The organism is Empedobacter sedimenti, assembly GCF_030005555.1.
Lineage (GTDB): Bacteria > Bacteroidota > Bacteroidia > Flavobacteriales > Weeksellaceae > Empedobacter > Empedobacter sedimenti.
On record NZ_JASCQG010000009.1, the window covers coordinates 56216 to 74747 of the forward strand.

The 18532-nt window shown below is 31.6% G+C and carries 17 protein-coding genes and 2 tRNA genes; 6 read left to right on the forward strand and 13 right to left on the reverse strand.

Annotated features, from left to right (window positions below; all coding sequences use genetic code 11):
- Window positions 1-57: 57 nt before the first annotated feature.
- From QHG34_RS09740 to QHG34_RS09750, 3 genes are all read right to left on the reverse strand, one after another.
- Window positions 58-1308: a site-specific integrase gene (locus QHG34_RS09740; RefSeq protein ID WP_282629992.1), complete on the reverse strand. Its 1251-nt coding sequence runs from the start codon at window positions 1306-1308 to the stop codon at window positions 58-60.
- A gap of 428 nt (window positions 1309-1736) precedes the next feature.
- Window positions 1737-2228: a MepB family protein gene (locus tag QHG34_RS09745; RefSeq protein WP_282629993.1), complete on the reverse strand. Its 492-nt coding sequence runs from the start codon at window positions 2226-2228 to the stop codon at window positions 1737-1739.
- Window positions 2229-3296, reverse strand: coding sequence for an ABC transporter substrate-binding protein (locus QHG34_RS09750; RefSeq protein ID WP_282629994.1), 1068 nt, complete (start codon window positions 3294-3296; stop codon window positions 2229-2231).
- A gap of 190 nt (window positions 3297-3486) precedes the next feature.
- Between QHG34_RS09750 and QHG34_RS09755 the strand changes: the two genes are divergently transcribed.
- A tRNA-Arg gene (locus QHG34_RS09755) sits at window positions 3487-3560 on the forward strand.
- Window positions 3561-3669: 109 nt separating this feature from the next.
- Here the strand turns inward: QHG34_RS09755 and der are convergent.
- The 4 genes from der to QHG34_RS09775 all read right to left on the reverse strand — a co-directional run bounded on the left by der (window position 3670) and on the right by QHG34_RS09775 (window position 6092).
- Window positions 3670-4977, reverse strand: coding sequence for a ribosome biogenesis GTPase Der (der, locus tag QHG34_RS09760; protein WP_282629996.1), 1308 nt, complete (start codon window positions 4975-4977; stop codon window positions 3670-3672).
- Window positions 4978-5082: 105 nt separating this feature from the next.
- On the reverse strand, window positions 5083-5511 hold the full coding sequence (locus QHG34_RS09765) for an adenylyltransferase/cytidyltransferase family protein (RefSeq protein ID WP_282629997.1): 429 nt from the start codon (window positions 5509-5511) through the stop codon (window positions 5083-5085).
- Between the two features lie 39 nt (window positions 5512-5550).
- Window positions 5551-5901, reverse strand: a complete 351-nt coding sequence (locus QHG34_RS09770; RefSeq protein ID WP_282629998.1) for a phosphomannose isomerase type II C-terminal cupin domain — start codon at window positions 5899-5901, stop codon at window positions 5551-5553.
- Between the two features lie 115 nt (window positions 5902-6016).
- A tRNA-Phe gene (locus QHG34_RS09775) sits at window positions 6017-6092 on the reverse strand.
- 131 nt (window positions 6093-6223) lie between these two features.
- Between QHG34_RS09775 and cls the strand changes: the two genes are divergently transcribed.
- Together cls and QHG34_RS09785 are read left to right on the forward strand one after the other, a co-directional pair.
- Window positions 6224-7714 (forward strand): cardiolipin synthase, encoded by a 1491-nt coding sequence (gene cls, locus QHG34_RS09780; protein WP_282629999.1) that lies wholly within the window; start codon window positions 6224-6226, stop codon window positions 7712-7714.
- A 32-nt stretch (window positions 7715-7746) separates the two neighbouring features.
- A complete protein-coding gene (locus QHG34_RS09785) occupies window positions 7747-7887 on the forward strand; it encodes a hypothetical protein (RefSeq protein WP_282630000.1) in 141 nt (46 codons plus the stop codon).
- A 53-nt stretch (window positions 7888-7940) separates the two neighbouring features.
- Here QHG34_RS09785 and QHG34_RS09790 read toward each other — a convergent pair whose 3' ends face one another.
- Window positions 7941-8576 carry an HdeD family acid-resistance protein gene (locus QHG34_RS09790; RefSeq protein ID WP_282630001.1) on the reverse strand — a complete coding sequence of 212 codons (636 nt, stop codon included), beginning with the start codon at window positions 8574-8576 and terminating at the stop codon, window positions 7941-7943.
- 164 nt (window positions 8577-8740) lie between these two features.
- Between QHG34_RS09790 and QHG34_RS09795 the strand changes: the two genes are divergently transcribed.
- Window positions 8741-10066, forward strand: a complete 1326-nt coding sequence (locus tag QHG34_RS09795) for a hydroxymethylglutaryl-CoA synthase family protein (protein ID WP_282630002.1) — start codon at window positions 8741-8743, stop codon at window positions 10064-10066.
- Window positions 10067-10130: 64 nt separating this feature from the next.
- Here the strand turns inward: QHG34_RS09795 and QHG34_RS09800 are convergent, their stop codons facing one another.
- The 4 genes from QHG34_RS09800 to QHG34_RS09815 form a co-directional block, all read right to left on the reverse strand.
- Window positions 10131-10994, reverse strand: a complete 864-nt coding sequence (locus QHG34_RS09800) for a hypothetical protein (RefSeq protein ID WP_282630003.1) — start codon at window positions 10992-10994, stop codon at window positions 10131-10133.
- Between the two features lie 77 nt (window positions 10995-11071).
- Window positions 11072-11545: a ribonuclease HI gene (gene rnhA / locus QHG34_RS09805; protein WP_282630005.1), complete on the reverse strand. Its 474-nt coding sequence runs from the start codon at window positions 11543-11545 to the stop codon at window positions 11072-11074.
- Window positions 11546-11548: 3 nt separating this feature from the next.
- Window positions 11549-13399 (reverse strand): M1 family metallopeptidase, encoded by a 1851-nt coding sequence (locus QHG34_RS09810; protein WP_282630007.1) that lies wholly within the window; start codon window positions 13397-13399, stop codon window positions 11549-11551.
- Window positions 13396-14142, reverse strand: a complete 747-nt coding sequence (locus QHG34_RS09815) for a lysophospholipid acyltransferase family protein (protein ID WP_282630008.1) — start codon at window positions 14140-14142, stop codon at window positions 13396-13398. The genes QHG34_RS09810 and QHG34_RS09815 overlap by 4 nt, the downstream gene beginning before the upstream one ends.
- 96 nt (window positions 14143-14238) lie before the next feature.
- Between QHG34_RS09815 and QHG34_RS09820 the strand changes: the two genes are divergently transcribed.
- Window positions 14239-14844 carry a hypothetical protein gene (locus QHG34_RS09820; RefSeq protein ID WP_125349188.1) on the forward strand — a complete coding sequence of 202 codons (606 nt, stop codon included), beginning with the start codon at window positions 14239-14241 and terminating at the stop codon, window positions 14842-14844.
- A gap of 1 nt (window position 14845) precedes the next feature.
- On the opposite strand, the gene QHG34_RS09825 is transcribed toward QHG34_RS09820, so the two are convergent.
- The gene (locus QHG34_RS09825) at window positions 14846-16471 is read right to left on the reverse strand and encodes an alpha/beta fold hydrolase (protein ID WP_282630009.1); all 1626 of its coding nucleotides are present in this window, start codon (window positions 16469-16471) and stop codon (window positions 14846-14848) included.
- A gap of 147 nt (window positions 16472-16618) precedes the next feature.
- On the opposite strand from QHG34_RS09825, the gene pgi reads away from it, so the two are divergent.
- Window positions 16619-18271, forward strand: coding sequence for a glucose-6-phosphate isomerase (gene pgi, locus QHG34_RS09830; RefSeq protein WP_282630010.1), 1653 nt, complete (start codon window positions 16619-16621; stop codon window positions 18269-18271).
- Window positions 18272-18532: the final 261 nt, after the last annotated feature.

The window sequence follows — 18532 nt, forward strand, 5'->3', positions numbered from 1 at the left end:
CAGCCCACTGCTTAAAAAACGGTGGGCTGTATTGTTTTAAGGAATTGTGATCTAATGTTACAGGCTTGCCACGAAAGACTGCTCCATACCCTTAAATTTATGCGATACCTTTTGCATATCCTTACCAACTTTCTCGTTGAGAATTTTTGCATAAATCTGTGTGGTGGCAATATTCTTATGTCCTAGCATTTTGCTTAAACTTTCGAGCGGAACACCCTCGCTTAAAAACAGCGTAGCAAAAGTGTGCCGTGCCAGATGAAAGGTAACTTTCTTTTCTTTTAGGCAGTCGATTTGTTGGGATATTCGCTTTAGACTGTCATTACAAACTGTATTTGATGGTACGGGAAATACCTTTCCGTCCTTTGCAAATCCTGCATACTTTTCGATAATCATTTTTGGAATATCCAAGAGCATCACGTTTGATGATGTTGCCGTTTTCTTTCTGCGTACAATAATCCACTGGTTACCATCAAAGAAATCCTGAAGATTACTGTTTCTAAGCCCTTTCATATCGGAATAGGAAAGCCCTGTAAAGCAACTGAAAACAAACAAATCTTTAACCAATTCATCTTTCTTTTTCTCGCAGTTAAACGTTACAAGATGTTCTAACTCATTTCGTAGCAGATAACCTCTGTCTTTGTCCTTTTTGGTATTCTTGTATTCGCTGAACGGATTAAAAGCAAGATGCTTTCTGCTCATTGCCAATCGGCAAAGCGTGGTAAATCCAATCATATAAAGCCAAATAGTGTTGTGTGTTAAGCTTTGGTCGTCACGCAGGTAATAATCAAAATCCTGCACAAAATCAGATGTAAGGTCATTGAATGATAAGTCAGAGTAACCGTATTTTGTCAGTGCAAAATTTCGCAGGTGTTTTAAAAGTATTTTGTACTTACTACGTGTGCCATTTACACGAAGTCCACTGTTTACTTTTTTCTCATAATCGGAAAGGAACTGTTCATAGAACTTGAAAAAGGTCAGTTCTCCACTTTCCATACCGAGAAAAGCATTTTTAAGTTTGGCACTGTTTACCGCTCCCTCATTCTTTAGGATTTTTGAATAGCATTCCTCAATACCTAAACGGATTTTATCAAGCTTGTCGTTTACCTCTTGGGCTTCTCGGCTCTTTCCTAAAACCCTGCCATACTTCAAATCCCAATTTGTTGCGGAAATATCCAACTTGGTGCTGAATGCAGACTGCTTACCGTTTACGGTAATTCTGCACATAACCGTTACCTTTCCGTTTTTCTTCGGGGCATTCTTTTTAAGGTAGAACAATACCTTAAACGTTGATTTTTTTGTCGTTTCCATACTCACAATTCTTAATGATAAAATTAAACCTATGTGAGCTACGGAACAATATGAAAAACTATGCAGAAAGCTGAAATACAGTATTTTAATGATATTATCTTCTGTTTTTAAAAGTAACGTTTTAGTAACCCTACTTTTGCCAAACCTCGCTTTTTACTGCTTTTTACCTCATTACCAAAAAATCACAAAACGGCTGTAAAGTCTTTATTTACAACCGTTTTACCTGTTTTTAATCTTTGATGTATTTTTACTGAAAATTTATTTTAAATAAAACTTTAAGTTACTTGAAATAATATATTTGAGATTCCTCCTAAAGTCGGAATGACATTCCCATCGTTTTTAATTTTTAAATAAATCTGAAATTGTCATGTCAAGCCATCTCATCTTTAGATGAATAATACAAAAAATCTGCTAATTCAGTAATTTTTTTATTTGAACAATGTATTAAATTTATTTAAATCAATCTGATGGTTATCGACTTCTACAAAATAATCTTGTTGCCAATTTTGAGTTTTTTCAGCTTGTTTGTTTTCAGGTCTCACCCAATTTGGATATACTCTAAAACCTCGTTTTCCTTCTTTTTCGGCTGAGGTTAAAATATGTTTTTCAATTAAAACTGCTTTCGGAAAAATGTAAAAACCTAGTTTTGAATTTTCTTCTATAGCGATAATGTAATAATCGAATAGATCATTTTCGTCGAAAGGTTCGGTTTGTTTAGCCGAATTTCGTTTCCATAATGTTACAAATTGACCAACTTTTTTAGGCGTAATTTTCGCTTTTCTGAATTTGAATAATAATTCTTTCACTTTGAAATTATATCCAAAATATTCACCACATTCTGCATCTTTTTCAAGATTTGAAATGGATAAATTCATCGATTTTAGAACAAAATCTTCAAATTTTTGAATAATTTCAGTCATTTACTTTAATTGTTGATAAAAGTATAAATCATAAGTTGGAAATAAACTCGGATAGAAAATTTTTCCTAAATCATTCAAAATAATATCTGGGCGAAGAATTCCTTGTTCAAAATAATCATTTGACCCTTTTGCATTCATACGTTTGTTGTAAGCGTAGACATTTCCTTTTTTAAAAGCATCAAACCACGCATAATTTGGGTAAGAAGCTTTCATTTCAGCCAAAGAATTCACGTTCGTTACATTGATCCAATAATTTGCAGTTTTTCCTTTTGTATAGACTTCTTCGAAGGTTAAACTCAAACTATTTTCACCTTTTTTATCTTTAAAAATATAGTTTCCTTTTGCATCATCAATTAATTTTGCTTGCAACAAATCGTTTGTTGGCACATACCAAACATCACCATACATTGTATTTACAATTGTCGAAACATTGCCTTGCGCTTTGGTTTGAATGATATTTTTGATTGAATCATAATTATTTTTAACTGTTTCTACTCGTTTTTCAGCTTCTACATCTTTACCGAATAATTTTCCGAAAATCTTCAAATATTCAACCTGTCCTAATGGATTTTGTTCTTTGTATTCGTCTAAATACAAGATTTTTATACCATTTTGCTCCAATTGTTGATGAAATTTTGCCAAAACTGGATTAGAACTTGCAATAATTAATTGAGGTTTATTTTTTAAAATAATTTCAGTGAACAACTCATTTGAAGAACCAATTTTCAGGATTGATTTATTTGTAATTCCTTCTGCGATTTTTGGATTGTAAATAAAATCTACATCTGTTGCTCCTTTCACTGTGTTTAATGCGTTTAATTCGTTTAAATAAGCGATTGCAGAAGTTGTTTCCACCATTACCGTTTTGATTGGTAATTCATTTTTGTTAAATGAAATGTTATTACCAGAAGATTTTATTGTGATTGAAGTTTCATTTTCTTCGACAGAAATATTTTTAGCATATTGGAAGGTTGTGTTTCCTTGTTCGGTTTTGACTGTTTCTTTTGATTGCTTACAACTACTAATGGCAAGAAGGAAAAGAGAACTTACAAGTATTTTTTTGATCATTTGGTTTGTATTTATTCTGTCACAAGTTAAGAATTCTTAAAAAAGAGGAGAAATTTATTTTGTAAGGGATTGATACGTTGTAAATTAAATTATTGTTAAAAATTTTTCTCGAAAAGCTTAGGTTTTTACGATAAAAGTACTGTATATTTGCATTCGAAAATAAGGGGAAATACTTTCAATTATTTCAAACGGCCGAGTGGCGCAACTGAATAGCGCACTTGATTACGGCTCAAGAGGTTACAGGTTTGAATCCTGTCTCGGTCACAAAAATGCTCAGCGTCAATCGTTGAGCTTTTTTTATGAATATTAAATTCTATTGTTATTCAATAAAAAAGTCCATCTACAAATTGTAAATGGACTTTTTGGTTTTTTGTTATTTCTTTCTGAAGTAAACTTCGATTGGAACTCCTTCAAAATCAAATTCTCTTCTCAATTGATTTTCAATAAATCGTTTGTAAGGATCTCTGATGTATTGTGGCAAATTACAGAAAAACGCAAACTGTGGCGTTTTTGTAGGTAATTGCGTTACATATTTGATCTTAATGTATTTTCCTTTTACTGCAGGCGGAGGCGTAATCTCGATAATCGGTAACAAAGTTTCATTTAATTTACTCGTTTTGATACGACGACTACGATTTTCGTGCACATCAATAAATGTGTCTACCGCTTTTAGTACACGTTGTTTAGTTAACGCAGAGATAAACAATACAGGAACGTCTGTAAAAGGCGCAATACGTTTCAGAATAGCATCTTTGTATTCTTTCATTGTATTGGTCTCCTTTTCTAATAAATCCCATTTGTTTACCAAGATTACAACACCTTTTCGGTTGCGTTCTGCTAAATAAAGAATATTTAAATCTTGTGCTTCTATTCCGCGTTCAGCGTCAATCATTAAAACACAAACATCACATTCTTCAATAGCACGAACTGAACGCATTACAGAATAAAATTCTAAGTCTTCGCTAACTTTTCCTTTTTTACGCATACCTGCAGTGTCTACCAAAACAAACTCGTGTCCAAATTTATTGTACAACGTTTCGATAGAATCACGTGTAGTTCCTGCGATATCTGTTACAATATTACGTTCTTCACCTAATAAAGCATTGATAAAAGTAGATTTTCCAGCATTTGGACGACCTACGATTGTAATTTTAGGTAAACCTTCGAATGGATCAATGTGTTCTTCTTCTGTGAAAGTATCCACAACATCATCCAATAATTCACCAGTTCCACTACCACTCATGGCAGCGATTGTGTACATTTTTTCGAAACCTAGGTTATAAAACTCATAAGTATCGTCAATGTTTTTGTTGGTATCGACCTTATTCACAACTAAGAATGTAGGCTTCTTAGTGCGTCTTAAAAGGTTGCCAACTTCCTTATCCATATCCGTTAATCCAACTTGATTGTCTACCATGAACAAAATTACATTTGCTTCATCAATAGCTAATTCAACTTGCTTGCGGATCTCTTCTTCAAAGGTATCATCAGAACCAACGACATACCCTCCGGTATCGATTACGGTAAACTCTTTTCCATTCCAATCAGATTTTCCATAGTGACGATCACGTGTAACACCAGAAGTGTCATCAACGATAGCTTGTCTTTTTTGAATTAATCTGTTGAAGAACGTAGATTTACCAACGTTTGGTCTTCCTACAATTGCAACTATATTTGACATTTTGCAAAGGTATAATTTTTAGAATAAATTTTTATATTAATTTTTTGATTGAGAAAGTATTGGGTATAAAAAAAGGTTAGATAAATTTCTAACCTCATTAAATTGTTATTTTACAATTTTTAATAATTCCTTTTCAGCAACCACTTTTCTAAGCCCAGAGCTAGAAAAACGGTGATCTCTAGAGTTGTAATATAACTCAATTCCTTTCTCTTCACAATAATTACGTCCAGTGAAGTTTTTATCTTGATATTCTATACCAAGAATACGAACATCAACATTAAAAGAGCGTAAAACATCTTCTAAGTCTTGTTCTGTTGCGTAAGGAACAATTTCGTCAACAAATTTGCATCCTTTTAACTGAATGTAACGCTCAACAACAGTTTGTGTTGGTTTGTTTTTTTCTGGACGATCTAATGTTGGATCGGTTTGTAAACCAACGATCAAATAATCACATTGTTGTTTCGCATCTTCCAGCATTTTAATATGCCCAGCATGCAAAAGGTCAAATGCACTGAATGTAATTCCGATTTTCATAGTATATAATTAGTAGTTTAGTTTTATAGTTTGGTATTTCTAGTCTTCACTAGAACGGTTGTAGTCATCTTCGATACGAATGATGTCCTCTTCACCAAAATACGTGCCGTGTTGTACTTCGATAAAAATTAATGTCTCATCTCCAATGTTTTGAATACGATGTTTAGCTTGTAAAGGTATTATAACAACTTCTCCAGCCTTGTATTCGTAATCATTTCCATCTAAAGTAACCAAAGCTTTCCCCTGTACAATAGTCCAAACTTCTGCACGATGATTATGATATTGATAAGACAAGCGCCCTCCAACATTAACTTCAATTCTTTTTAATTTATAAAAATCTGTGTCCTCTAATACATAGTAAGAACCCCAAGGTCTGTTTCCTATCTCCATTGTAATGCAATTTACGGAATATTTCATCAAGATGTTGAGAAATATTCAATTAATAAATTGTTATAATATCTATATAATAAAAAAAACCTCAAACTTGCGTTTGAGGTTATAAATGTGGTGGTGCCTCCAGGAATCGAACCAGGGACACAAGGATTTTCAGTCCTTTGCTCTACCAACTGAGCTAAGGCACCGTCATTTTGGATTGCAAATATAAGGATGTATTTTTTATTAATCCAAATTAATTTCAATAAAAATTTAATATTTTTTTAATCATCTGATTTCAAGTATATTTATTTCGGAAAAATAACTTGAATTGTAAAAGATGGATTTAGTAACAGTGATAGATTGTTGGAATTTTGTAAAGGAATGGAGCTGGATTCCACTTACAATTATCTATTTAACTACAATTTTGACTATTTTATTCAATAATGGAAATCCAACTAAAACAATGGCTTGGATTTTAGTCATCGTTTTTTTGCCAGTTGTTGGTGTTATTATCTATTTTTTCTTTGGGCAAGGTTTCAAAAAAGAACAATATTTCAAGAGAGTTGATAAAACGCATAAAGATGTCGTGAATCAAAAATGGAATGAGTTAGAAAATTTAATTCAAGATGATTTATCTAAAATTGAAGAAAATTTAGGCTCATTAACGCAAGTTTTTCGTTATCTAAATAACGGGAGAATTGCTCCTCCATCTACAAATAATGAAGTAAAATTATTGACGAATGGTGAAGAAAAGTTTCCTTTGTTTTTGGACGCTTTACGTTCCGCAACAGATCACATCCATCTCGAATATTATATTTTTGAGGAAGATAAAATAGGTAATGAAATCATTTCAATTTTAGAAGAAAAAGCTAAAAATGGTGTTGATGTACGAATAACGGTTGATGATTTTGGTTCGCCAGCTCTTAATAAACACAAGAAAAGGTTTGAAGGAACGGGAGTCGATTTCCAGACTTTTTTACCTGTTCATTTTACCTCTTTGGCAAATTCTAATTACCGAAATCACCGTAAAATATTAATTGTAGATGCTAAAATAGCCTTTGTTGGTGGAATTAATATTTCGGATAAATATATCAATCAAAATGGTGAGAAAAGTCCCAATAATAAGGTTTATTGGCGCGATACATCTGTGATGATAAAAGGTGAAGCGATAAATATTTTACAATTACGTTTTTACCTTAATTGGATGATGACTGACGGGAAAAACTATGCTATTTCGGATTCTAAATATTATAATCTTTCTAAAGAACAATACAAGGATTCCGCAGTTGTAAGTTTCGGATTTACTTCGCCAGGAGACAAAATACATTCTGCAATGGAGTCTATGATGTTGGGAATTATGTTGGCAAAGAAAAAAGTACAAATTTGTACACCTTATTTTATTCCGAGTGACGAATTTAAAACAGCGATTTTTATTGCCGTTTCTGCCGGTGTAGAAGTAGAATTGATTATTCCAAAAGAAGGAGATTCTGTTATTGTACAGCAAGCTTCTTTGTCTTATTTAAAACCTTTTTTGGAGCGTGGTGTTAAAGTTTTTTTATACAACAAAGGCTTTATACATGCAAAAACAATTACGATAGATGACGAAATAGCGTATATCGGAACTGTAAATTTAGATTACAGAAGCTTTTTTATCAATTTTGAGATAACTTCTGTTCTTCAGAATGATGGATTATTACAAGAAATGGCAAAACATTTTGAGATTGATCGAAATAATTCGGATATTTTAACAATAGAACATTGGATGAATCGACCTTGGTATAATCGTGCATTTGCATCAGTTTGCAGATTATTAGCTCCAATCTTATAAATTATCTTATCTTAGAAAAAAACTTAACTACGATGAAAAAAATATCTTTATCAATTGGTAGAATAGCATTAGGAGCTATTTTAGCTTACGGAATATTAAATTTTATCGATCATCCAGAAACGATTATTCAGTCTTTTAAAGCTGGTGTTTTAGATGGATTTTCAGGAAAATAAAAAAACAAGCGCTATTTCAAATTTGAAATAGCGCTTGTTTTTTTATAATAAGATTAGTCTCTAAAATCTTCAATTTCTTTTCTAATTTCTTCGTATCGTTTTCTCAAATCATCCGAAATTTTTTGAGGAATTCCTTTTACACGTTTTAATTGTAAAGACACAAAAATCGCAAAAATTCCAGACGTTATTACCGCTAAAGCCATCCAAGTTACTGCTGTTAAGCCAGCTAAAGCAGGAGAAGCTAATAAGATGAAAGCTAAAATTAATCCAACAATTGAGATAAATAATGTTCCTCCCCAATCTTTTACTCCATAGTTCTTAAGATCAAATGCGTAGCTAATTCCAGCAATAGAACGAAACATAACTAAAAACCCGATGTAAGCTGCAAAAACTTCTAAACTTAAAACAGGGTTTGTAACTAACAAAAGTCCTACAATAGTTGTTACAATTCCGTAAGCTAATGTCCAACCCCAGCTATCAATTTCATCTTTATTCGAAAGAGAGAAAATGATTTCTGAAACTCCTGAGAATAAAAAAGATACCGCAAAAAATATAGATAAAGCTGTATAAGAAGCTAATGGGTTAGCAAAACAGTATATACCTAATCCAATAAAAAGGATTCCGATAATTGATAAAATCCACCAATATTTGATTGAATTTTTAATTGATTTATAAAAGGTTCTTGCCATAATAGGTTTTTGAATTTTATTTAAATGATGTCTAAATTTAGGAATAATTCAATAAAAACTAGTGATTTTTATCTAATTTTTAATGATTCAAGAATAGTATAATTTCGAGATTAAATTTTTTTAAATTAAACTTAACTTTGAAGTTCGCTTAAAAAATACTCAGAATGAAATATGGAATTGAGGCGGCTTCTATCTACGTCCCACACATCTATTTGCCTATAAAAGACTTAGCAATAAAAAGAAATATTGATCCCGAAAAACTAGAATTAGGATTAGGACTTAAAAAAATGGCTATCCTCGATGTGCACGAAGATACAGCGACAATTGCGGCGAATGCTTTACTGAAATTAATCAAAGATTTTAAGATTAATCCTACAGAAATTGGGCGCATTTATTTAGGTACAGAAAGTGCTCTAGATGGTGCAAAACCTACTGCAACTTACGCTGTTCAGTTGGTAGAATCTGTTTTGGAAGATGAATTTGGAGCTCGAATTTTTAAACATACTGATATTGTCGACATGACGTTTGCTTGTATTGGTGGAGTTGATGCAATGCAGAATTCGATAGATTATGTACGTGTTAATCCGGAGAAAAAAGCAATTGTAATTGCAGCAGATTATGCTAAATATGGATTAGAATCGACAGGAGAATATACGCAAGGCGCTGGTGCTGTAGCAGTTTTAATTTCAAATCAACCAAATTTAATCGAGTTTGATTCTGTTTGGGGAATTGGAACAGAATCGGTTTTTGATTTCTTTAAACCACGCCAAACTACATCTCAAGAAGAAGTTTTAAATACTTTAGAAACAACAAAATCGGAGATAGAGATTTTTTCTGATGAACCCGTTTTTGAAGGTCAGTATTCAAACGAATGTTATAAAAATCGTGTTCGAGAAGCTTATTATAACTTTAAAGAACAAGCCGGTATTACAACAAAATTATACGAGAATTGGCGTTATATAGCGTTTCATTTACCATATGCTTTTCAAGGAAAACGAATGTTTTCGGATGTTTTTGCTTTAGAAAACAATCAAGATAACTCGAACGATAATCTGAAATTGGTTTCAAAATCGGACGAATATAAAGCTTTAATTAAAGAGAAAGTTGAGCCAACTCAACGTGCTTCGTCAGAAATTGGGAATATGTACACAGCGTCTATTTTTACAGCTTTTTTGTCTGCATTACAAGTTAGTTTTGATGTAAACGAGGAATTGGTAGGACAAAAAATAGGGTTTATTGCGTATGGATCTGGATCAAAATCAAAAGTTTTTCAAGGACAAATTGGTGAAGGTTGGAAAAACGTGATGAATAAAATGAATTTATTTGAATATTTGAATGATAGACAAGAGATTTCTTTTGAGCAATACCAAGATTTACATAATAAGAATCTGAAAACATCGATAAATAATTCGAAAGGATTTGCTTTAGATCGCATAGAAAAAGAGAATCCAGATTTGAAAGGAGCAAGATATTACACATTTAATGGATAAAATTGTGTCAGAATTAAACAAGAAAACCTTGCAATTTTGCAAGGTTTTCTTGTTTAATAAATATTTATTTTAACTCCATTCGTTTTTTTGCTTCATCTAGCCAAGGCTGATAATCACAGTGTTTCTGTATAGCTTGATAAATTGCTGTACTGTTTTGATCTTTTGGATTAAGTTCATAAATTAACGAATTAATAAATCCATTTTTTATCGCTTTGCTTTTAACTTCTTCAAGTAAGCTATCTGCTGAAAATCCTTGGTATAATTTCTCTTGTAAATGAGTTAAGACAATATTTCGATAGCTTTGATAAGTTTTGTAGTCATCATCATTATCTAGGTCAATTTTATCTAACTCTTTCAAAAAATCTACTGGTAATTGTTGTGATGCAGGATTGTAATATGCATAAGTATCTTTATACAAATACAATAAGTTAATAAAATCGTAGTTTAAATTTTGTTCTTCAGTTTTGATAAAAGAAGGATTAACATCTAAATTCTTTAGATTATTAAAAACAATTTCGTGAAATGTTTTTATTTTTTCTCTAAAATCTGGAGGTGCTAATTGAAATAATTCGGTATTATTGGTTAGAAATTGATCCGCTTTAAAACTTTTTTCGATCAAATAATTGTTTCGATTATCACCTTTTCCTGAAAATTTAAATTGACTCTCTATTTTATTTAAATCAGCGTTTAGCACTAAACTATCACCTGGAACTAAATAAATAGTAAATTCTTCTCGATCTATTGAAAGTTTTTTGTAACCTTCGTCAACTAATTGAACTGTATCTGAGAAATTTCCATCAAAATCTAATGCAAAAGCTTTTTCTCGGTTATTCAATAATAGGTAAATGCTATCAGTTTGTGCATTCGCTATTCGTCCACCAAAGTAGATAATTTCACCTTTTTTTGAGTTGGGTGAGCAACTGTACATTATAATTAAAATTAGCGGGAGAAATCTCCACCATTTTTTCGTTTTCATTGTTTTTTCTCCTTCACAAAATTAGAAAATTATTCTTCGTTTTGATGAATTTCGAAGTAAGAATCTATCTTAAAATTTTCGGGTTTATTTGCAGCAGCAACAGCTAATTTATCAGCTTCTTCGTTCCAATGATGTCCGGCGTGACCTTTTATCCACTGAAATTTTACACGATGAATTTTGTAAACATCTAAAAAGCGTCGCCACAAATCTTCGTTCTTTTTTCCTTTGAAATTCTTTTGCAACCAACCAAAAACCCAACGTTTTTCTACTGCATCTACCACGTATTTAGAATCTGTGACAATGGTAATTTCTGTATTGGTAAATTTTAGCGTTTCTAAAGCTGTGATAACTGCCAACAATTCCATTCGGTTATTCGTAGTTAGCCGAAAACCTTGAGAAATTTCTTTTTTGACTTTTTTCTCGGTTTCCAACAAAATACAACCAAATCCTCCTGGACCAGGATTTCCCAACGACGAACCGTCTGTATATGCTACAATCGCCATGTTTTATGGTTTGTAATTTAACATTGTATCTATAGTTTGACGCGCTACAAAATGATAATTTGGACGTGCATCTTTGTAAATATTCTTTGCTAAATCTAATTGATTAGATTCTTTTAAAGCTAAGTATAAAGGCTCTAAAAATTTACGACGACCAACATTTACCAAGAATTCTTTCGCATTTGTGTTGACTTTATCATAATGCATTAAAAATGCTTTTTCGTACCAAGCTGTTTCTATTTCAGGATTTTTTGAATTTGTAAAATCATAAATAGCATCCAAATAAGCTAAATCTTCTTTTGTGTTTTTAGTTGTATCAATTTGACGAATAAAATGAACCCATTCGTTTGTAGATTTCGTAGAAATTGCCACCTTTTTCGGAGCAACTTTATTTCGTCCGTTTGTAATATCTTGCTGTAATTGAGCTTCTGCTAAATCAAATAATTTTGAAGTAGGTTTTTTTAAATCTTTTGGCCACCCTGTATTATAAATCCATTCTTGAACAAAAGAATCGTCTCCATTTGTCAAATTAGCTTTCAAATAATCCACAAATTTTTCTGTAGTCATCGTTTGGAAAGCATGCGAAGAAAAATATTGATTCAAGAATTGATCAAACTTTTCACGACCATATTTATCTTCTAACATTTTCAAAAATAAATAACCTTTATCGTACGGAACATCTGAAAAAGCATCATCAGGATTTGCACCTTTCATGTTCACTTTTAATGAAGTATATTTTTCTGGAATATTTTTCATCGACGTCTCCAAATCCTGAAACCCGATTACCGAAATCATATCCGCATAATCTTTTCCTTCTAATTCTTCCATGATTCTACGCTCAAAATAAACTGTAAATCCTTCGTTCACCCAGAAATCATCCCAAGTAGAATTCGTTACTAAATTTCCAGACCAAGAATGCGCCAACTCGTGTGCAATCAAATTCGTCATCGAACGATCACCAACAATTGCAGTCGGCGTAGCAAATGTTAAACGTGGATTTTCCATTCCACCAAAAGGAAAAGAAGGTGGTAAAACCAAGACATCAAATTGTTCCCACGGATATTTTCCGTACAATTTTTCGGCAGCAGTCACCATTTTTCCCATATCGGCAAATTCCCATGAAGCAGCTTTCAACAAACCAGGTTCTGCATAAACACCAGTTCTGTTGTCGATTGGTTGATATTGCACATCACCAACAGCCAAAGCAATCAAATAAGGCGCAATTGGTTGTGGCATTTTGAAGGTATAAATTCCTTCGGCATTTTTTTCTTTTGGATTAATTGCACTCATCAAAGGCAACAAATCTTTTGGTGTTTTTACTTTTGCATCATACGTTACACGAACACTTGGTGTATCCTGAATCGGAATCCAAGAACGTGTTAAAATCGCTTGACCTTGCGATAATAAAAAAGGATGTTTTTTATCGTGTGTTTGTTGTGGATTTAACCATTGTAAAGCATTTGCATCTGGCGAAGTTTTGTAGAAAACTTTTACAATTGTATCATTTGGTGTGACATCAATAATTAAAGCTTGACCTTTGATTGAATCTTTTTCACCTAATTTGTATGTTGTTTTTTGCCCATTCGCTAATAAAACTGAATCAATTGTTAGTTTTTCGGTATCTAAAATCAATTGTTTTGCTTGATTATTTTCGAATGTATAAGCTGCCGAACCTTTAATTTGATGCGTATCGAAATCAGTTTCAATATCCAAGCTCAAATGTTTGATGCGAGCTTTATCTAAATCAGCAAAAGTTTGATTGTCTTTTGCTTCAGTATTTGTCGTAGAAGAGATTTGTTTATTACAACTTGTAGCAATTAATGTTGTTCCAAGAGCTATATAAACTAAATTTTTCATTGTTCTAAATCTTTTAATATTGTATTGTAAGCAGCTTCTTTTAATGCAGCTTTATCGTTTTTAACGTTTAAATCTTTCGTTTCGAAAGTTGCTAATAATCGAACTCTAATTTTTCCTGGATAACCTCTAAACCAATTGAATGGAAACATTTTATTTACACCATGAATAGCAATGACAGCCAAAGGCGTTTTTGTTTCGATGGCAATGTTAAACGCACCATCTTTAAAAGGATCTAAATAAATTTTGAATTCTTTGTCGTTGGTTACACCACCTTCAGGAAAAATAAAAATGCTGAGATCTTTGTCTAATTTTTTCTTAGCTTCGGGATAAACAAGCGCTTTACTACGTGCACTTTTTCGGTCGACAGGAATACAAATTCGTTCGAATATTCTTCCAAATATAGGAATTTTAAGTAATTCTGCCTTGCCTACAAATACAATTGGATGATGCTTTAGAATTGTCAACATTAACATAATGTCCATCACCGAAGTATGATTAGCTATAAAAACATAATTTTCTTTGGGATCGAGAGGAACAAGTTTTTTGTAATCAATTCGGAATCCTGTCCCGTACAAAACAAATTTGCCCCAATATCTAATTAAAGGATAGATATAAGGGAATGTTTTTTCGAAACTTGCCAAAGGCAATACGATAAAAACGCCGATTGTTAGGACATAAATTGCGGCTAGCAAAATCATCCAAATGCGCCAAATAAGGACAAAAAAACCTGTGATGTATTTCATTGAGTTGGTTTAGTGGAGTAAAGATATGGAGAAAATAATTTGATATAAAATATTAAATTATTTAGTATTTTTAGTAAACAATTAAACCATAAAAAAATGAAACTTATTCCTACTTTATTTATTCTAATCGTACTAAATTCTTGTGCGCTAGTTCCTTCAATTTCATTTCCCTCTTATGTAGTAGAAAGCAAAACAAACAACTTAAAATTGAATACATCCGAAGGAAATTGGTTATTTTTAGAAACTTCGATTCCTTTTGAATTACAAAGTAATATTAAAAATAAAACGAATGATTTATTAAAAAATCATTTGGGTAACCGTTTATTGAATAAACAAAATACTACGATTTTAGTTCCTGGAAAATTATCCTTAAATCCTGATAAATCAATTTTAGAAGATATTAAAAATGGTAACGATATTGATTATTTAATTTTGTTAGAAGTTGGAATTCGACGAAATGATTTTTCTGATTATTCTTTGATTCCTTCATCTGATAATAGTACTAGTAAGCAAGTTGTTAGTGAAATTAATGTTTTTGATTTAAGTAAACAAACCTTAATTTATAATAAACAAGTGAAAGGAATTATTCAATCTAATGCGAATGATGGTCCTGTTTACACGAAAAACATCAATAAGTTAGCTAAAAAATCTTTTGAAAAATTATTAAATGAATTTTCAAAAGATTTAGAAAATTTCCAATAAATTAATTCCTTAAAAACTTCAAAATAGCATCATTCAATGTTTTTGGTTGTTCGAAAGGAACATAATGTGTCGAATTTGGAATAATCAATAACTCTCCTTTTGAAATGTTTTGTTGAATTTCTTTCGTATGACTTTCTTTTACTTCGTCTTTTTCACCAGCAATGACTAATACAGGATTTTGAATTTTACTTAATTCTGCTTTTGTAATATTTGGTTCATTTAACATCAATTGGATTAAGCGTGAATTAGTATTTTCTGAAGGATTACTTGCTAAATTTTTCAAATTCTCAATCAGTTCTTCGCTTACTCCATTCGGGTTAAGAACAGCACCAATTGTTGCAATTTTATTAACTAATTCAGGACGTTGGGCGTTAAAAATTAAAGCTGTATTTCCGCCATCACTCCAACCAATTAGGTTTACTTTTTTTAGATTAAGTTTTTGAACAACTTGTAATAAATCGTTTGCAAATGTTTCGTATGCATAAGGGGTATTTGTCAAATCAGTACTTTTTCCTTGCCCACGCGTATCGATTGCAATTACTCGATATTGTTTTGCGAAAAATGGAATTTGTTGATAAAAATCTTCTATACTTCCGTTATTTCCATGCAAAAATATCAAAGGCTCTCCTTGTCCATATTCTTCATAATAGATTTTCGCATCGTTTACGTCAATATATTTACCTGTCTTATTTTTTCCGTAAATCGACTTTTTAGCATCCTCTTTATGTTGGTAATATGATATTAATTCTTGCGTTTTTGTATCAATTTCTTCAGACTTTTCTTCTTTTATATTTAATTTATCTTTGGAATATAAAACGTCTAAGTTCGCGATAAAAACACCCGGAGATGGTTCCCAATTGCCTTGACTTTGGTAACGAAACAGCAAATCTTTTGCTAGAGATTTTTTTGCTGAAACACCAAAAACAAAGTCTTCGTTTTCAGATTTTTTATAATCAACTAATTGTAGTGTCACAGCAATTTTTTCCACATTTTTGAAACGAAATTTATAAGGAGTTAAATCTATTTTTTGCCATCCAGTTGTAGATGTTTTGTAAATGATATTTTCTTCTAATATAGATTCTGTTGGTAATCCATTTTTAACTGCGTAAATATTAACTTTTAATGTAATCTCTTCATATTTAGAGCTTGGAATGATGTGAAAATTATACGTATTAAGTTTTGTTATTGGATAAATTTCAAAAATATTTCCTTGTTCTACAGTTGGCGCATTTTCTTGAAACATTTTAGAAAAAGTCAACATTGGGCGAGTTTTTTGCCCAATGATTTTTTCTTTCATTTTTTCAGATTTAACAATCACTTCTGCCAAAGAAACTTCCTTTTCATTTAATATTACAATAGAATTTTGTCGAATTTCTTTAACAGGAATAGATTTTTCAACATATCCAGAAGCATCAAAAATTAATTGATGATCAATTAAGCTTTCCGGAACTTCGATTGTAAACTCACCTTTTTCATCTGTGATTGCTCCAATTTCTGAATTTTTAATTCCAATTGAAGCATAAGGAATAGCAAAATTATTGTTGTCTCTTAGACTTCCCGTCACACGTATTTGTGCTTGCGTAATCGTACAAAGTAATAGGATTGTAAGGAAAAAATAATTTCTCATTAAATAGTTTTGAATGATAGACGCTGTAATTTAATAAAGGTTACATACTTTCATCTATAATCTTCAATTAATTTTAATAATTATTGATCTTGAATGATTTTTAGATGAATTATAAATGATTAAATTTGTTTTGGAAACATAACTATTATGGCTTTAAAATCAACCAATCCTACAACTACTCATGCGTGGAAGGCATTAAAGAATCATTTTCAAACAATTCAAAAAACTACAATTAAAGAACTGTTTGCTCAAAATGCAAATCGTTTTGAGGAGTTTTCTATTCAATATCCTTCATTATTAGTGGATTATTCAAAGAATAGAATTAATGCTGAAACCATTCAACTTTTGGTTGATTTAGCGAAAGAAATGGATGTTGATACGGCAATTCAGCAAATGTTTGAAGGTGATGTTATTAACGTGACAGAAAAAAGAGCTGTTCTGCATACAGCTTTACGCAACCGAACTAATGAAGAAGTTTTGGTTGATGGAAAAGATGTCATGCCTCAAATTAATGAGGTTTTAAAACAGATGAAATCTTTCACAGAGAAAGTAATTTCAGGTGAATGGAAAGGTTTTTCGGGCAAAGAAATTACAGATGTTGTCAATATCGGAATTGGAGGTTCTGACCTTGGACCAGTGATGGCAACAGAAGCATTGAAACATTATAAAACACGTTTAAATATTCACTTTGTTTCAAATATTGATGGAACGCATTTAGCAGAAACTTTTAAGGAAATAAATCCTGAAACAACATTATTTATTGTTGCTTCAAAAACATTTACAACGCAAGAAACGATGACCAATGCATTTTCGGCGAAAGAATGGTTTCTGAATTCGGATGCAAAAGAAGCTGATGTTGCGAAACATTTTGTGGCGTTATCGACAAATGCAGAAGGTGTTGCTAATTTCGGAATTGATACGGCAAATATGTTCCAATTTTGGGATTGGGTTGGTGGTCGTTATTCATTGTGGAGTGCGATTGGTTTGAGCATTGCTTTGGCAGTAGGTTTCGATAATTTCGAAGAATTATTAGAAGGAGCTCACGAAATGGATGTTCATTTCAAAACGGAAACTTTAGATCAAAATATTCCGGTTGTTTTGGCTCTTTTAGGAATTTGGTACAACAATTTTTTTGGAGCAGATTCTGTGGCATTATTACCTTATGAACAGTATTTATCGCGTTTTGCGGCGTATTTTCAACAAGGAGATATGGAAAGTAATGGTAAATATGTTGGTCGCGATGGAAAAAAAGTTGATTACGAAACTGGACCTATTATTTGGGGAGAACCAGGAACAAATGGTCAACATGCTTTTTATCAATTAATTCATCAAGGAACAAGATTAATTCCAGCCGATTTTATTGCAGGAGCTAATTCATTGAATGTTTTAGGCGATCATCATGTTAAACTATTATCAAACTTTTTCGCTCAAACAGAGGCTTTAGCCTTTGGTAAAGATGAAGAAACAGTTGTTGCTGAATTAGAGAAAGCTGGAAAATCAAAAGAAGAAATTGATTTCTTAACTGCTTTTAAAATTTTTGAAGGAAATCGTCCTACAAATTCTATTTTATATGAAGTGTTGTCACCAAAAGTTTTAGGAAACTTAATTGCGATGTACGAACACAAAATTTTTGTGCAAGGTGTTATTTGGAATGTTTTTTCTTTTGATCAATGGGGAGTAGAATTAGGAAAACAGTTGGCAAATGTGATTTTACCTGAGTTGACAAATGACGAGCAAGTGAAGAGTCATGACTCTTCTACAAATGGATTAATTAATGCGTATAAATATTGGAGAAAATAGAATAACATACTTTAATGAAGACTCTGCTAAAAGCAGAGTTTTTTATTTATATTATTTTATAACTTTTTAATTAAAGAGTGATTTTAAAAATAAAAAAAGCCTGTTTTGAGTAACAGGCTTAAAATTAACACATGAGGACAAAATTTACTCTACTAAATCTTATACACTTTGTAATATTTCAATATCTGTGCCAAAATTATTTTGGCGAAATAAAATTTTAATAAATTCATTAAAATTATGTTTTAATTAAGAATAATGAAA

Bases quoted from the DNA above. Each gene is read 5' to 3' on its own strand.
- cls (WP_282629999.1), top strand. From the start codon at position 6,224: ATGGATTTAGTAACAGTGATAGATTGTTGGAATTTTGTAAAGGAATGG.
- QHG34_RS09750 (WP_282629994.1), bottom strand. From the start codon at position 3,296: ATGATCAAAAAAATACTTGTAAGTTCTCTTTTCCTTCTTGCCATTAGT.
- QHG34_RS09790 (WP_282630001.1), bottom strand. From the start codon at position 8,576: ATGGCAAGAACCTTTTATAAATCAATTAAAAATTCAATCAAATATTGG.
- QHG34_RS09795 (WP_282630002.1), top strand. From the start codon at position 8,741: ATGAAATATGGAATTGAGGCGGCTTCTATCTACGTCCCACACATCTAT.
- rnhA (WP_282630005.1), bottom strand. From the start codon at position 11,545: ATGGCGATTGTAGCATATACAGACGGTTCGTCGTTGGGAAATCCTGGT.
- QHG34_RS09800 (WP_282630003.1), bottom strand. From the start codon at position 10,994: ATGTACAGTTGCTCACCCAACTCAAAAAAAGGTGAAATTATCTACTTT.
- QHG34_RS09785 (WP_282630000.1), top strand. From the start codon at position 7,747: ATGAAAAAAATATCTTTATCAATTGGTAGAATAGCATTAGGAGCTATT.
- QHG34_RS09815 (WP_282630008.1), bottom strand. From the start codon at position 14,142: ATGAAATACATCACAGGTTTTTTTGTCCTTATTTGGCGCATTTGGATG.
- der (WP_282629996.1), bottom strand. From the start codon at position 4,977: ATGTCAAATATAGTTGCAATTGTAGGAAGACCAAACGTTGGTAAATCT.
- QHG34_RS09820 (WP_125349188.1), top strand. From the start codon at position 14,239: ATGAAACTTATTCCTACTTTATTTATTCTAATCGTACTAAATTCTTGT.
- QHG34_RS09770 (WP_282629998.1), bottom strand. From the start codon at position 5,901: ATGGAGATAGGAAACAGACCTTGGGGTTCTTACTATGTATTAGAGGAC.
- QHG34_RS09745 (WP_282629993.1), bottom strand. From the start codon at position 2,228: ATGACTGAAATTATTCAAAAATTTGAAGATTTTGTTCTAAAATCGATG.
- QHG34_RS09765 (WP_282629997.1), bottom strand. From the start codon at position 5,511: ATGAAAATCGGAATTACATTCAGTGCATTTGACCTTTTGCATGCTGGG.
- QHG34_RS09825 (WP_282630009.1), bottom strand. From the start codon at position 16,471: ATGAGAAATTATTTTTTCCTTACAATCCTATTACTTTGTACGATTACG.
- pgi (WP_282630010.1), top strand. From the start codon at position 16,619: ATGGCTTTAAAATCAACCAATCCTACAACTACTCATGCGTGGAAGGCA.
- QHG34_RS09810 (WP_282630007.1), bottom strand. From the start codon at position 13,399: ATGAAAAATTTAGTTTATATAGCTCTTGGAACAACATTAATTGCTACA.
- QHG34_RS09740 (WP_282629992.1), bottom strand. From the start codon at position 1,308: ATGGAAACGACAAAAAAATCAACGTTTAAGGTATTGTTCTACCTTAAA.